13 protein-coding genes are annotated in these 14,273 nt (G+C 67.7%); 10 read left to right on the top strand and 3 right to left on the bottom strand.

Features of this window, described 5'->3' with window-relative positions:
- The first annotated feature begins 92 nt into the window (after nt 1–92).
- The 3 genes from mreD to rodA all read left to right on the top strand — a co-directional run bounded on the left by mreD (nt 93) and on the right by rodA (nt 4,039).
- The gene (gene mreD / locus H0W38_RS05510) at nt 93–614 is read left to right on the top strand and encodes a rod shape-determining protein MreD (RefSeq protein WP_292451966.1); all 522 of its coding nucleotides are present in this window, start codon (nt 93–95) and stop codon (nt 612–614) included.
- Nucleotides 615–687: 73 nt separating this feature from the next.
- Nucleotides 688–2,808: a penicillin-binding protein 2 gene (gene mrdA, locus H0W38_RS05515; protein WP_292451968.1), complete on the top strand. Its 2,121-nt coding sequence runs from the start codon at nt 688–690 to the stop codon at nt 2,806–2,808.
- A gap of 70 nt (nt 2,809–2,878) precedes the next feature.
- Complete coding sequence (gene rodA, locus H0W38_RS05520; RefSeq protein WP_292451969.1) at nt 2,879–4,039, top strand: rod shape-determining protein RodA; 1,161 nt, start codon at nt 2,879–2,881, stop codon at nt 4,037–4,039.
- 141 nt (nt 4,040–4,180) lie between these two features.
- Here rodA and H0W38_RS05525 read toward each other — a convergent pair whose 3' ends face one another.
- Nucleotides 4,181–5,692, bottom strand: a complete 1,512-nt coding sequence (locus H0W38_RS05525) for a sensor histidine kinase (RefSeq protein WP_292451971.1) — start codon at nt 5,690–5,692, stop codon at nt 4,181–4,183.
- Nucleotides 5,693–5,841: 149 nt separating this feature from the next.
- The gene (locus tag H0W38_RS05530; protein WP_292451976.1) at nt 5,842–6,513 is read right to left on the bottom strand and encodes a response regulator transcription factor; all 672 of its coding nucleotides are present in this window, start codon (nt 6,511–6,513) and stop codon (nt 5,842–5,844) included.
- Nucleotides 6,514–6,651: 138 nt separating this feature from the next.
- Here H0W38_RS05530 and recA point away from each other — a divergent pair, with 138 nt between their 5' ends.
- Together recA and H0W38_RS05540 are read left to right on the top strand one after the other, a co-directional pair.
- On the top strand, nt 6,652–7,737 hold the full coding sequence (recA, locus tag H0W38_RS05535) for a recombinase RecA (RefSeq protein WP_292451977.1): 1,086 nt from the start codon (nt 6,652–6,654) through the stop codon (nt 7,735–7,737).
- A 151-nt stretch (nt 7,738–7,888) separates the two neighbouring features.
- On the top strand, nt 7,889–8,428 hold the full coding sequence (locus H0W38_RS05540) for a RecX family transcriptional regulator (protein ID WP_292451978.1): 540 nt from the start codon (nt 7,889–7,891) through the stop codon (nt 8,426–8,428).
- 120 nt (nt 8,429–8,548) lie between these two features.
- Here H0W38_RS05540 and argC read toward each other — a convergent pair whose 3' ends face one another.
- Nucleotides 8,549–9,499 carry an N-acetyl-gamma-glutamyl-phosphate reductase gene (gene argC / locus H0W38_RS05545; RefSeq protein WP_292451979.1) on the bottom strand — a complete coding sequence of 317 codons (951 nt, stop codon included), beginning with the start codon at nt 9,497–9,499 and terminating at the stop codon, nt 8,549–8,551.
- A gap of 297 nt (nt 9,500–9,796) precedes the next feature.
- Between argC and sucC the strand changes: the two genes are divergently transcribed.
- From sucC to H0W38_RS05570, 5 genes are all read left to right on the top strand, one after another.
- On the top strand, nt 9,797–10,966 hold the full coding sequence (sucC, locus tag H0W38_RS05550) for an ADP-forming succinate--CoA ligase subunit beta (RefSeq protein WP_292451980.1): 1,170 nt from the start codon (nt 9,797–9,799) through the stop codon (nt 10,964–10,966).
- A gap of 10 nt (nt 10,967–10,976) precedes the next feature.
- On the top strand, nt 10,977–11,870 hold the full coding sequence (sucD, locus tag H0W38_RS05555; RefSeq protein WP_292448557.1) for a succinate--CoA ligase subunit alpha: 894 nt from the start codon (nt 10,977–10,979) through the stop codon (nt 11,868–11,870).
- A gap of 192 nt (nt 11,871–12,062) precedes the next feature.
- Complete coding sequence (locus tag H0W38_RS05560; RefSeq protein WP_292451982.1) at nt 12,063–12,794, top strand: TerC family protein; 732 nt, start codon at nt 12,063–12,065, stop codon at nt 12,792–12,794.
- 16 nt (nt 12,795–12,810) lie between these two features.
- On the top strand, nt 12,811–13,944 hold the full coding sequence (locus H0W38_RS05565; RefSeq protein WP_292451983.1) for a serine/threonine-protein kinase: 1,134 nt from the start codon (nt 12,811–12,813) through the stop codon (nt 13,942–13,944).
- Nucleotides 13,945–14,061: 117 nt separating this feature from the next.
- A partial coding sequence (locus H0W38_RS05570; protein WP_367161600.1) for a PP2C family serine/threonine-protein phosphatase occupies nt 14,062–14,273 on the top strand: 212 nt, incomplete at its 3' end.

The raw sequence follows: 14,273 nt of genomic DNA on the forward strand, positions 1-14,273 counted from the left end.
AGCGAAGCTTGCCTTATGAGCGCCACAGCCTTGCGGCCATGCGGCCGTCTCGCGGGGCATGAGGCGCACGAGTCGCCGGTGGGAGTCGCGCCATGATCATGCCCAGGGGTTCCGACCAGCTGCTGCTGCCCGTCAATCCGGTGTTCGTGTGGGGCTCGCTGCTGGTCGCGTTGCTGATCAACCTGGTGCCCCTGGGGCGGGTGCCCGCCATGCCCGACGTGCTGGCTGTGGCCCTGGTGTTCTGGAACGTGCACCAGCCGCGCAAGGTGGGCATCGGCGCGGCCTTCGTCTTCGGTTTGCTGATGGATGTGCACGAGGGTTCGCTCCTCGGCCAGCATGCGCTGGCCTACACGTTGCTGAGCTATTTCGCCACCACCATCCACCGCCGGATGCTGTGGTTCAGCGTGCCGGCGCAGGCGTTGCAGGTGCTGCCGCTGTTCGCCACGGCGCATCTGGTGTCGCTAATCGTGCGTTTGGCCGCAGGCGCGGCGTTTCCGGGCTGGAACCTTGCCGCAGCGCCGGTGATCGAAGCGCTGCTGTGGCCCGTGGCTTCCGTGCTGTTGCTGGCGCCGCAACGTCGCGCGCCGGATCCGGACGCGAACCGGCCGCTCTAGCCGCGCGCCCTGACCGCGATCACGGACTGTCGAAAATGGCGCAGCATCGCTCCCCCGCTTCGAGTTTCGTCGCATGACCGAACTGAAGGACCTCGACCGCGAACTCGGCCGCTTCCGGCTGCGGCTGCTCGTCGCCGCAGTGCTGGTGCTGTTGGGCTTCGGCTTGCTGGTGGCGCGGCTGACCACGCTTCAGGTGGTGCGCCATGACGAGCTCTCGACCCGGGCCGAGAGCAACCGCATTGCCGTGTTGCCGCTGGCACCCAACCGCGGGCTCATCCTCGACCGCAACGGCGTCGTGCTGGCCAGCAACTATTCGGCCTACACGCTGGAAATAACGCCGGGGCAGGTCGAAGACCTGGACGCGACGCTCGACGAGCTGGCCAAGCTCGTGCGCATCGATGCGAGCGACCGCAAGCGCTTTCGCCGGCTGCTGGGCGAAACCAGAAGCTTCGAGTCGCTGCCGATCCGCACCAAGCTCGACGATGAGGAGGTGGCCCGCTTCACCGCCCAGAGCTTCCGCTTCCCCGGCGTGGACATCCAGGCGCGGCTGTTCCGCAACTACCCCTACGGCCCGCTGGCCAGCCATGTGTTGGGCTACATGGGGCGCATCAATCCGACCGAGAAGGCCGCGATCGAAGAAACCGAGGACGCCGCCAACTACAAGGGCACCGACCACATCGGCAAGCTCGGCGTCGAGCAGAAATACGAGGTCGAGCTGCACGGGCGAACCGGTTTCGAGGAAGTCGAGATGACCGCCGGCGGGCGCCCGGTGCGCCGCCTGCGTGCGAGCCCGCCGACCCCGGGCAACACGGTGCGCCTGTCCATCGACATCAAGCTGCAGGCGATGGTCGAGGAACTGTTCGGGGACCGTCGCGGCGCGCTGGTAGCGATCGATCCGCGCTCGGGCGAGGTGCTCGCCTTCGTCAGCAAGCCCACCTTCGACCCCAACCTGTTCATCGACGGCATCGACGTCGACAGTTGGAAGGAGCTCAACGAATCGATCGACAAGCCGCTGCTCAACCGGGCCCTGCGCGGTACCTATCCGCCGGGCTCGACCTTCAAGCCGTTCATGGCCATGGCCGCGCTGCACAGCGGCAAGCGCACGCCGTCGCAGAGCGTCAACGATTCCGGCACCTTCATGTTCGGCAACCACCGCTTTCGCAGCCATGGCGACCACGGGCTGGGGTCGGTCGACATGCACCGCTCGATCGTCAAGTCGAGCAACGTCTACTACTACACGCTCGCCGCCGACATGGGCGTGGACCTGATCCACGAGCAGTTGCTGCCCTTCGGCTTCGGCCGCAAGACCGGCATCGACCTCAACGGCGAGGTGACCGGTCTGCTGCCTTCCACCACCTGGAAGCGCAACTACTACAAGGCACCGGAGCACAAGAAGTGGTACCCCGGCGAGACGATCTCCCTGGGCATCGGCCAGGGCTACAACAACTTCACGATGCTGCAGCTGGCCAGCGCCATGGCCACGCTGGTTTCCGGCGGTGAGCGTTTCGAGCCGCGCGTCGTGCGCGAGATCGAAGACCCCATCACGCGCGAACGGCGGCTCATCTCGGCGGAGGCGGTGAGCCCGCTTGCCCTCTCGCCCGCGCACGTCGAGGTGATCCGGCGCGCCCTTCACGGCGTGACGCAAGAGGGCACGTCGACGCGGGTCTTTGCCGGTGCGGCCTACAGCAGCGGCGGCAAGACCGGCACGGCGCAGGCGATCGGCGTGCGCCAGAACGAGAAGATCGACAAGAAGCAGCTCGACGACTACCTGCGCGATCACTCGCTCTACACCGCGTTCGCGCCGGTGGAGAACCCGCAGGTCGCGTTGGCGGTGATCGTCGAGAACGCCGGCTTCGGGGCGGCCGCGGCGGCGCCGATCGCGCGGCGGGTGCTCGACTACGTGCTGCTCGGCCGCTACCCCAGCGCCGAAGACATCGCCCTGCAGCAAAAGGGCGAGGGCGGCCCGCCGACCGGCATGCCGCGCTTGGCCGCCGATGTGCCGCTCGTACCGCTGACGCCGGGCGCGGTGACGACCGCCGGCACGCCGGCCACCGAATTGATGGGCCCGCCCGCACCCACCAAGGCGCCGGCGCTCGCGCCCACGCGCCGCGCGCCCGCCGCCTCGGCTGCGACGGTGGCTCAACCGCAAGCGCGCCGCCTCACTGCGGCCGCTGCGAAGGGCGAGCCGCAATGACGGCCATCGCCATGAGCCGCCGGGCCGGTCGCAAGGCACATACCGCAGCGCGCAGCGCGCAGCTTGCTTGATGAACGCTGTCTTCGAGGAACCCTCGCTGTGGCGTCGCATCGCTCCGGCCTTCGGTGGGTTCGACGGCCTGCTGGTGCTGGCCGTGCTGCTGCTGTCCGGCGTGGGCCTGTTGGCGATTTACTCGGCCGGCCACGACCACGGCACGACCTTCGTCGATCACGGCCGCAACATGCTGATCGCCTTCGGCGTGCTGTTCGTCGTGGCCCAGCTCACGCCGCAGAAGCTGGCGCAGATCGCGGTGCCCCTGTATTCGCTGGGCGTGCTGTTGCTGATCGCCGTCGAGCTGTTCGGCGTCACCAAGAAGGGTGCGACGCGCTGGCTGGACTTGCAGTTCATCGTCATCCAGCCGAGCGAGATCCTCAAGATCGCCATGCCGTTGATGCTGGCCTGGTGGTTCCAGCGCCGCGAGGGCCAGTTGGGCCGGCTCGATTTCGCGGTCGCCTTCGTGCTGTTGGCCGTGCCGGTCGGCCTGATCGCCAAGCAGCCCGACCTCGGCACATCGTTGCTCGTGCTGGCCGCGGGCCTGTACGTGATGTTCTTCGCCGGCCTGAGCTGGAAACTGATCGTGCCGGTGCTGGTCATCGGGGGGGTCGGCGTCATCGGGCTGATCTGGTTCCAGACCGCCATCTGTCAGCCCGGCGTGGACTGGGTGTTGCTGCGCGACTACCAGAAGCACCGCGTCTGCACCCTGCTCGACCCGACGCAGGATCCGCTGGGCAAGGGCTTTCACATCATCCAAAGCATGATCGCCATCGGCTCTGGCGGCGCCACGGGCAAGGGCTTCATGAACGGCACGCAGACGCACCTCGATTTCATTCCGGAGCGCACCACCGACTTCATCTTCGCGGCCTTTGCCGAAGAGTTCGGGCTGGCCGGCTGCGTAGCGCTGCTGCTCGCCTTCGTCTTCCTCATCTTCCGCGGCCTGATGATTGCCGCCGAAGCGCCGAGCATGTTCTCGCGCCTGCTTGCCGGTGCGGTGAGCCTGAGCTTCTTCACCTACGCCATGGTCAACATGGGCATGGTCAGCGGCATCTTGCCGGTGGTCGGCATTCCGCTGCCCTTCGTGAGCTACGGCGGCACGGCGATGGTGACGCTCGGGCTGGGCCTGGGCATCCTGATGTCGATCGCGCGCAGCAGCAAGCGCTTGAGGCAGAGCTGAGCGCTGCGGCGCAGGGCGAGCGTGAAGCCGGCAGGATCGCCTTGCATCACGGCAATGCTTGGGCGCCCGCACCCGCACCCGCACCCGCACCCGCACCCGCACCCGCACCCGCACCCGCCACAGCATCGGCTTCCTTCGTGTTCATGCCACCGCCGAGCCGGTCGGCCGCTCGACCGGCAGCTTCGAGGCCGCGAAGCGCAGCGTGAAGCGCGCGCCCGGGCTCGTGTTTTCGGGCAAAGGGCCTTCTCGCGTGTCGTTCACGGTCAGCGTCGCGCCGTGCTGGCGCACGATTTCAGCCACGATCGCCAAACCCAGCCCGGAGCCGTCGACGTTGCTGCCGAGCACGCGGTAGAACGGCTGCAGCACCAGATCTCGCTCGCTGGCCGGTATGCCCGGCCCCGAATCCTCGATCTGCAGCACCACCACCTGGCCGAAGGGATCGCAGATCAGGCGCACGGTGACGGTGCCGCCGGGCGGCGTGTAGTGCAGCGCGTTGTCGACCAGGTTGCGCAGCATCTCGCGCAGCAGCAGCGGCTGGCCGAGCACGCGGCTGCGCTCGGTGGGTGTGGTGTTGCCTTCGGCGCCGGGGCCTTCGTAGCCCAGATCCAGGCGATGCTCGAGCGCGCGCGGGACGAAATCGCGCACCGTCTCGGTGGCCAGGCGGGCGAGGTTGACATCGACGGCGCGCGCGGCCATGCCGCGGTCTTCGGCACGCGCCATGGCGAGCAGCTGATTGACCATGTGCGCGGCGCGCTGGCTGGCATGGGCGATCTGCTGCAGCGAGCGTTTGAGCGCTTCGGGGTCGCGCTGGCCGGCGTCGATCTCGCGCTGCGCCAGTTCGGCCTGGGTGCGCAGGCCAGCCAGCGGCGTCTTGAGCTGGTGGGCGGCGTCGGCCAGAAAGCGCTTTTGCGTCGCGAAGGAACGGTCTAGCCGGCCGAGGAGGTCGTTGATCGCTCGCACCAGCGGCGAGACCTCCTCGGGCGCTTCCATCTCGTCGATCGGGCTCAGGTCGTCGGCCTCGCGCCGGCGAATGCGCTGCTGCAGTTCGCCCAGCGGCGCGATGCCGCGCGCCAGCGCCAGCCAGACCAGCAGTACCGCCAGTGGCAGGATCACGAACTGCGGGAGGATCACGCCTTTGATGATCTCGGTGGCCAGCTGCGAGCGCTTGCCGAGCGTTTCCGCCACCTGCACCAGCGCCGGCCCGGCGGTACCCGGAATGCGCGGCGCGCCGGGCAGGGCCACCCACAGGTAGGCCACGCGCACATCCTGGTTGTGCACTTGGTCGTCGCGGTAGCGCAGCTCGCCGACGGCGGGGATCTCGTCTTGCGGCGGCACCGGCAAGGTGCTGTCGCCGCTGACATGCTCGCCGCGCGCGCCCAGCACCTGGAAGTAGATTTGGTCGGCCTCGTCGGCGCGCAGCAGGTCGGCGGCGCCGGTCGGCAAGGTGAAGGCGACGCGGCCGCGATCCACGCGGATCTGCTGCGCCAGCGCGCGTGTCGTTTCGCCGAGCGCGCGGTCGTAGGGCCGGTGGGCGATGCTCTGCGCCACCGGCCAGGTCAGCGCCACACTCATCGGCCACAGCAGCAGCAACGGCGCGAGCATCCAGTCGAGGATCTCCCCGAACAGCGAGCGCTGGCCGCGCAGCTTGTCCATGTCAGCTTGTCAGAAGGCCGAGGCCTTGCCGATCGCAGCGTCGCCAGACGCGATGCTTCCTCGATCCGTGCATTCCGGCACAGGCCGGCATGGTGCCCCGGCATTCGGTTTTCCTGCGGGCCAGCACCGCAGGTGCGTGGGGGCTCTCATCAAGGCGCGATCTTCTCCAGGCAGTAGCCCAGCCCGCGGACGGTCGCGATGCGCACCGGGCCTTGCTCGATCTTCTTGCGCAGCCGGTGAATGTAGACCTCGATGGCGTTGTTGCTCACCTCGTCGCCCCATTCGCACAGGCGCTCGACGAGCTGGTCCTTGCTGACCAGCCGGCCGGCGCGCTGCAGCAGCACCTCGAGCAGGCTCAGCTCGCGCGCCGACAGCTCCACCATCTGGTCGTTCACGTAGGCCACGCGGCCGGTCGCGTCGAAGGACAGCGGCCCGTGCCGGATGACCGTGGCGGCCGTGCCCAGACCCCGCCGCGTGAGCGCCCGCACGCGCGCTTCGAGCTCGGCCAGCGCGAACGGCTTGGCCATGTAGTCGTCGGCGCCGAGGTCCAGGCCCTTCACGCGCTGCTCGACGCTGTCGGCGGCAGTCAAGATCAGCACCGGCGTGCTCGTGCCGCGCGCACGCATCTTGCGCAGCACCTCCAGCCCGTGCAGCTTGGGCAGGCCGAGGTCGAGGATCACCATGTCGAAAGAGTGATCGGCCAGCGCCGCATCGGCTTCGCTGCCGCTGGCGACATGGTCGACCGCATAGCCGCCCTTGCGCAGGGTGCGCAACAGGCCGTCGGCCAGAACCCGGTCGTCCTCGGCGATGAGAATCCTCATGCGGTGTCTCCTGCTGTGGCGTCGGGGGCCGGCGATTCTCAGATCGTTTCATTGTAGGGAGACCGCTATCCGCAAGCGACAAACCACTGTACAAACATCCAGCTTGAGTCAATAATTCGGCGCATCACGGAGAACACCATGGACGCACCCGTCAAAGCACTCAACACCGAAAAGGCCAAGGCCCTGCAAGCCGCGCTCGCGCAGATCGAAAAGCAGTTCGGCAAGGGATCGATCATGCGCTTGGGCGAAGGCGAAGTGGTCGAAGACATCCAGGTCGTCTCCACCGGCTCGCTGGGGCTGGACATCGCGCTGGGCGTCGGCGGCCTGCCGCGAGGCCGCGTGGTCGAGATCTACGGCCCCGAATCCAGTGGCAAGACCACGCTCACCCTGCAAGTCATCGCCGAGATGCAGAAGCAGGACGGCACCTGCGCCTTCATCGATGCCGAGCACGCACTCGACTCGCAATACGCCCAAAAGCTCGGCGTCAACCTGCAAGAACTGCTCATCAGCCAACCCGACACCGGCGAGCAGGCGCTCGAGATCGTCGATGCGCTGGTGCGCTCCGGCTCGGTCGACCTGATCGTCATCGACTCGGTCGCCGCGCTCACGCCCAAGGCCGAGCTCGAAGGCGAAATGGGCGACTCCCTGCCCGGCCTGCAGGCGCGGCTCATGAGCCAGGCGCTGCGCAAGCTCACCGCCACCATCAAGAAGAGCAACACGATGGTGATCTTCATCAACCAGATCCGCATGAAGATCGGCGTGATGTTCGGCTCGCCCGAAACCACCACCGGCGGCAACGCGCTCAAGTTCTACGCCTCGGTGCGACTCGACATCCGCCGCATCGGGAGCATCAAGCGGGGCGAAGAGGTCATCGGCAGCGAGACCAAGGTCAAGGTCGTCAAGAACAAGGTGGCGCCGCCCTTTAAAACCGCCGAATTCGACATCCTCTACGGCGAAGGCATCAGCCGCGAAGGCGAGATCATCGACCTGGGCGTCGTCGCCAAGGTGGTCGACAAATCCGGCGCCTGGTACGCCTACAAGGGCGAAAAGATCGGCCAGGGCAAGGACAACAGCCGCGAATTCCTGCGCGAGAACCCCGCCCTTGCCTACGAAATCGAAAACAAGATTCGCGAGTCGCTCGGTGTGGCGCTGTTGCCTTCGCTCGAAGCCGAGTCGGCGGCGAATGCCAAGCAGGGCAAGAAGGCGGCGGCTAGCGGGGAGTAAGGCTGAACGGTAGGCTGTTCGGCGAGCGGCAGGGCGGGCAGCATGGCGGCTCCAAGGCCCCGGGCCCAAGGCCCAGGCCCAAGGCCGGATCAATGCGCCAGCAGCGGAGTCGTGAAGTAGCCGCTGCGGTTTGAGTCTGGACCACTCGAAAGTGCCGCGCCCCACTCTTTCGCTCAAGGCCAAGGCCCTGAGCCTGATCGCCCAGCGCGAGCAGAGCCGGCTGGAACTGCGGCGCAAATTGCTTGCGCACATCGATCGGCTGGCGAGAGCCGCCGCCCATGCGCCAGCGGCCGCTAACGGCTCGGCCGTGCCCGACGACTCACCTTCCGATCCGCCCGACGAGAGGCAGGTCGATGAGCTACTCGAATGGCTGACTGCCAAAGACCTGCTGAGCGCCGAGCGCTTCGTCGAGACACGGGTCACCGCACGCGCCACGCGTTTCGGCAATCTGCGCATCCGGCAGGAACTGGCCCAACACGGTCTCGAAGTCGATGAGCAAACCGACTCCAGCCTGAAAGCCAGCGAATTGCCGCGCGCGCACGCTGTATGGGCCAGGCGCTTCGGTGCGCCGGCGGCTGACGCGGCCGGCCGCGCCAAACAGATGCGCTTCCTCGCCGCACGCGGCTTCAGCGCCGAAACCGTACGGCGAGTGGTGAAAGGCGAAGGTGCAGAGGACGAAGCAAACGAATGAGGCGGCTCATTCGCGTTGTTGTCGGCCGGCCGGGCCGTCCCGTCCGGCTCGGCCGCATGGCCCGCAAAGCCAAGCGATCGACAACGACCAGCCGAACCGCCGCGGTAAACAACCGGCCGGTCAGTCCAGGCCGAGCATCAGCCGCAGGTTCTGCACGGCGGCACCTGAAGCGCCCTTGCCCAGGTTGTCGAGCCGCGCCACGAGCACAGCCTGGCGCCGAGCCTCGTTGCCGTAAACGCGCAACTCGAGCCGGTTGCTGTCGTTCAGGGCCTCCGGTTCGATCCTGCCCCCTTCGGCAGCCAGCTCTTTGTCGCTCAGAACGTGCACCCACTCGCTGCCCGCGTAATGAGTGGCCAGCGCGGCTTGCAGATCGGCCGGCGTGGGCTGGCCGGTCAGAAGGTCGAGGTGCAGCGCCACCTGCACCAGCATGCCTTGCCGGAAGTTCCCCACGCTCGGCACGAATATCGGCCGGCGAGCGAGCCTGCTGTAGCGCTGCAGCTCGGCGAGGTGCTTGTGTTCTAGCCCCAGCCCGTAAAGCTCGTAGGCTGGTGCGCTGCGCGCGGGACCGACAGCCTCGAAGGCTTCGACCATGGCCCGCCCACCGCCTGAGTAGCCGCTCACCGCATGCACCGCCACCGGATAGTCGGGCGGCAGCAGGCCGGCGTCGACCAGGGGGCGCAGCAGCGCGATGCCGCCGGTCGGGTAGCAGCCTGGGTTGCTCACCCGCCGCGCCTTGCGAACCGCGTCTGCTTGCTCCGCGGCCAGTTCGGGGAAGCCGTAAACCCAGCCTGGCGCAACCCGATGCGCCGAACTTGCGTCGATGATGCGCGGCCCGCCGCCAGGCAGGCTGTCAGCCAGCCCCACCGTCTCGCGCGCAGCGTCGTCGTGAAGGCACAGCACCACCAGATCAACGCCGGCCATCAGTTCGCGCTTGACGCCGGCATCCTTGCGCAGAGCGGGGTCGATGCTGACCAGCTCGACGCCGCTCATCGCCGCCAGCCGCTCGCGAATGCCCAAGCCCGTGGTACCGGCTTCGCCGTCGATGAAGATGCGGGCGGATCGTTGGTTCATGAGGCGTTCGCGAGACATGCGACAAGGAGTCGTTCAGGCGTTCAACAAGGCAAGACGGCCAGATGGTAGCGCTGGAGTGTCAGACCCGATTTGGGCGCAATGCGGGATGCTAAAGTGCTCGCCGCTCCCTAGCGACGGCTTGGCGGTGCGACGCCTGCACTGTCCGCGCCGGTCCGCGGGGGATTGAAGCCAACGATGCGGCGTGCTGCGCTTGGCGCGCCTGCGACTCTGCTGGCAGCGAGGCCGAGCCGGCTCCAACATGCCCACCCCAACTTTCCCGATTCCGAGAGCAAGCCCATGAAGATTCACGAATATCAAGGCAAGGAAATCCTGCGCCAGTTCGCCGTGCCGGTGCCGCGCGGGTATCCGGCGTTCACTGTGCAGGAGGCGGTGGAGGCGGCCCAAAAACTCGGCGGCCCGGTGTGGGTGGTCAAGGCGCAGATCCACGCCGGCGGTCGCGGCAAGGGCGGCGGCGTGAAGCTCGCCCGGTCGATCGATGAAGTCAAGGCACTCGCCAGCGAGATCCTCGGCATGCAGCTCAAGACCCACCAGACCGGCCCCGGCGGCCAGAAGGTGCGTCGCCTGCTGATCGAGGACGGCGCGGACATCAAGAAGGAGTATTACGTCGCCGCGGTCACCGACCGCGCCACGCAGCGCGTCGCGATGATGGCGTCGAGCGAAGGCGGCATGGACATCGAGGAGGTCGCGCACGCCACGCCCGAGAAAATCCTCAAGGTCTTCATCGACCCGGCTGTCGGCTTGACTGATGCGCAAGGCCTGGAGCTCGCGCGCGGCATCGGCGTGCCCGAGGCTTCGCAGGCGCAGGCGGTCGATGTCCTCAGGAAGCTCTACCGCTGCTACATGGAGACCGACTGCAGCCTGGCCGAGATCAACCCGCTGATCCTCGAAGGCAACGGCAACATCAAGGCGCTCGACGCCAAGTTCAACTTCGACAGCAACGCGCTGTTCCGCCACCCGGAGATCGTCGCCTACCGTGATCTGGACGAGGAAGACCCGGCCGAGATCGAAGCGAGCAAGTTCGATCTCGCCTACATCCAGCTCGATGGCAACATCGGCTGCCTGGTCAACGGCGCCGGCCTGGCAATGGCCACCATGGACACCATCAAGCTGTTCGGCGGCGAGCCGGCCAACTTTCTCGACGTGGGCGGTGGCGCGACCGCCGAGAAGGTCACCGAGGCCTTCAAGATCATGCTCAAGAACCCGGAAATCAAGGCGATTCTGGTCAACATCTTCGGCGGCATCATGCGCTGCGACACCATCGCCGACGGCGTCATCGTCGCCAGCAAGGCAGTCGGCCTGAGCGTGCCGTTGGTCGTGCGCATGAAGGGCACCAACGAAGACATCGGCAAGAAGATGCTGGCCGACTCCGGCCTGCCGATCATCGCCGCCAACACCATGGCCGATGCCGCGCAGGCCGTCGTTGCCGCCGCCGCCAAGCAAGCCTGAGGACACCGCAATGAGCATCCTGATCGACAAGAACACCCGGGTCATCACCCAGGGCATCACCGGCAAGACCGGTCAGTTCCACACCCGCGGCTGCCGCGATTACGCCAACGGCCGCGAATGCTTCGTGGCGGGCGTCAACCCGAAGAAGGCCGGCGAAGACTTCGAAGGCATTCCCATTCACGCCACGGTCAAGGACGCCAAGGCGGCCACCGGGGCGACCGTCAGCGTCATCTACGTGCCGCCGGCCGGTGCCGCCGCGGCCATCTGGGAGGCGGTCGAGGCCGACCTGGACCTCGCCATCTGCATCACTGAAGGCATCCCCGTGCGCGACATGCTCGAGGTGCGCAACCGCATGGCGGCCAAGGAAGCGGCCGGCGGCAAGCGCACCTTGCTGCTCGGCCCCAACTGCCCGGGCCTCATCACGCCCGACGAGATCAAGATCGGCATCATGCCGGGCCACATTCACCGCAAGGGCCGCATCGGCGTGGTCTCGCGCTCCGGCACGCTGACTTACGAAGCGGTGGCGCAGCTCACCGAACTCGGCCTGGGCCAGAGCAGCGCGGTCGGCATCGGCGGCGACCCGATCAACGGCCTCAAGCACATCGACGTGATGCAGCTGTTCAACGACGATCCCGACACCGACGCCGTGATCATGATCGGCGAGATCGGCGGCCCCGACGAAGCCGAGGCCGCGCGCTGGTGCAAGGCCAACATGAAGAAGCCCATCGTCGGCTTCATCGCCGGAGTGACCGCGCCCCCCGGCAAGCGCATGGGCCATGCCGGTGCGCTGATCTCCGGCGGCGCCGACACCGCTGACGCCAAGCTGGCCGTGATGGAGGAGTGCGGCTTCACCGTCACGCGCAATCCATCGGAAATGGCCAAGCTGCTCAAGGGATTGCTCTAAGACTCTTGCTCCTCTCCCCCTTGGGGAGAGGCCGGGTGAGGAGCCACTCACGCGTGCCGGGCACTGCATCCACTCTCGCCTGCCGGCCGAGGGAGCAACAGGACATCCCTTGCCGAAAGGCCCCGATTCAGTCCCCCTACACTCCCCCGTCGCCCGGGCCTGCCGCGGCACGCATCTCTAGAGGAAGCGCAAATGGAAGCAATCATGACGCCCGAGTTCTGGGTCGCGGTCGGTCAGATCATCATGATCGATATCCTGCTCGGCGGCGACAACGCGGTGGTCATCGCGCTGGCCTGCCGCAAGCTGCCGCCCAAGCAACGCACCCTGGGCATTCTGTGGGGCACTGCGGGTGCGATCGTGCTGCGCGTCATCCTGATTTTCTTCGCACTCACGCTGCTGGCCATTCCGTTCCTCAAGATCGTCGGCGCCATCCTGCTGGTCTGGATCGGCATCAAGCTGCTGGTTCCCGACGATGAAGACCCGCATGCCAACATCACGGGCAGTGACAAGCTCTGGGGCGCCGTCAAGACCGTCATCGTCGCCGACCTGGTGATGAGCGTCGACAACGTCATCGCCATCGCCGGGGCCGCGCAGGGCGCGCATTCTGACCACCACATGATGCTGGTGATCTTCGGCCTCGTGGTCAGCATCCCGATCATCGTGTGGGGCAGCCAGATGGTGCTCAAGCTGATGGACCGTTACCCCTTCATCATCACCGCCGGCGGCATGCTGCTCGGCTGGATCGCCGGCACGATGCTGATCAGCGATCCCGCGCTGGCTAACCCCGACGTGTGGCAGCAGATCCCCAAGATCGCCCAGACCGACATGATCAAGTACGGCGCCGGCATCGGCGGCGCGCTGCTGGTCTATGCGGTGGGGAAATGGCTGGGCCGCAACCGCACGCCGGTCACGCACGCGAGTTGAGCGCCCTGAGCCCGGCATGAGCTCCGCCGCCCTGTGGCTCGGCCTCGGGCTGCTGCTGATCGTGGCGGGCCTCGTTCTGGCGTGGCGCCGGCACGCGGCGCCCGCGGCGCAGCAGCGTCGCCGGGGCGGCGACCGCCGGCGCAACGATCGCGAACGAGCTCGCGGCGTCTCGCACTTCGCCAGCACCCAGCTCGACAGCGTGCAAGACACCCAGCTCGATTCGCGCATGCCCGATCCGGTGCGCCGCATCGGCCGCTACCTGATCGAGCGCGACATCGGCCGCGGCGCCATGGGCATGGTGCTGCTCGCCCGCGACGAGCGCAACGGCGAGGCGGTGGCCATCAAGACCATGGCGCTCGGCCGTGAATTCCACGGCGAGGCGCTCGACGAAGCGCGCGAGCGCTTCTTCCGCGAGGCCGAGACGGCCGGGCGCCTGCAGCACCCCGACATCGTCGCCATCCGCGAGACCGGCGAGCAGGACGGCACCGCCTTCATCGCCATGGAGCTGCTGGGCGGCCACGATCTCAGCGTCGATGCGCAGCCGGCCCGGCTGCTACCGGTGTCGGTGGTGGTGGCCATCGGGGCGCGCGTGGCGCGGGCGCTGGCCTATGCACACCGCCAGGGCGTCACCCACCGTGACATCAAGCCGGCCAACATCATGGTCGAGCCGGCGAGCGGCATGGTGAAGGTGACTGACTTCGGCATCGCCCGCATCATCGATTCCACGCAGACGCGCACCGGCCTCGTATTGGGCACGCCATCGTTCATGTCGCCCGAGCAAATGGCCGGCGCGCGCACCGACGGGCGCAGCGACCTCTACGCGCTCGGTGTCACTCTGTTCCAGCTGCTCACCGGTAGCTTGCCGCACCGCGCCGACTCCATGGCCGCGCTGCTGCACTCCATCGGCAACGACACCGCGCCGGACGTTCGCACGCTGCGCCCCGAACTGCCGCAGGCGCTGGCCGACATCGTGGCGCTGGCGCTAGAGAAGCGCCCGGAAGTGCGCTACGCCGACGGCGACGCGATGGCCGCCGACCTTGCCGCGGTGCTGGCCTTGCTGGAGGATGAATCCGCTCAGACCGCGGCCGCTCAGGGCCATCTCCAGGCCGCCGAGCCCCAGGCGAGCCCAGGCGCCGCCGCGCCACCGTAACCGGGGGCTGCGGGCACCTGCCGCGACGCCCGAAGCCGGGCACAATCCCGAGGATCGGCGCGCAACGCAGCGCCGCGATTCCCGCCGATGCCCACGTCCTTGCCCGTGACCCAGACCATGCGCTTCGAGTTCGCCAGTGCCACCGACACCGGGCGCTCGCGCAACAACAACGAAGACTCGGTGATCGTCGACGAAGCTGCGGCGCTCGCGGTGCTCGCCGACGGCATGGGCGGCTACAACGCCGGCGAAGTGGCCAGCGGCATGGCCACCGGCTTCATCAAGGCCGAGCTGGGCCGCTGGCTCAGTGAGGCCAGCGCCCAGGCCACCGA

Source organism: Methylibium sp., assembly GCF_013817365.1.
GTDB lineage: Bacteria > Pseudomonadota > Gammaproteobacteria > Burkholderiales > Burkholderiaceae_C > Methylibium.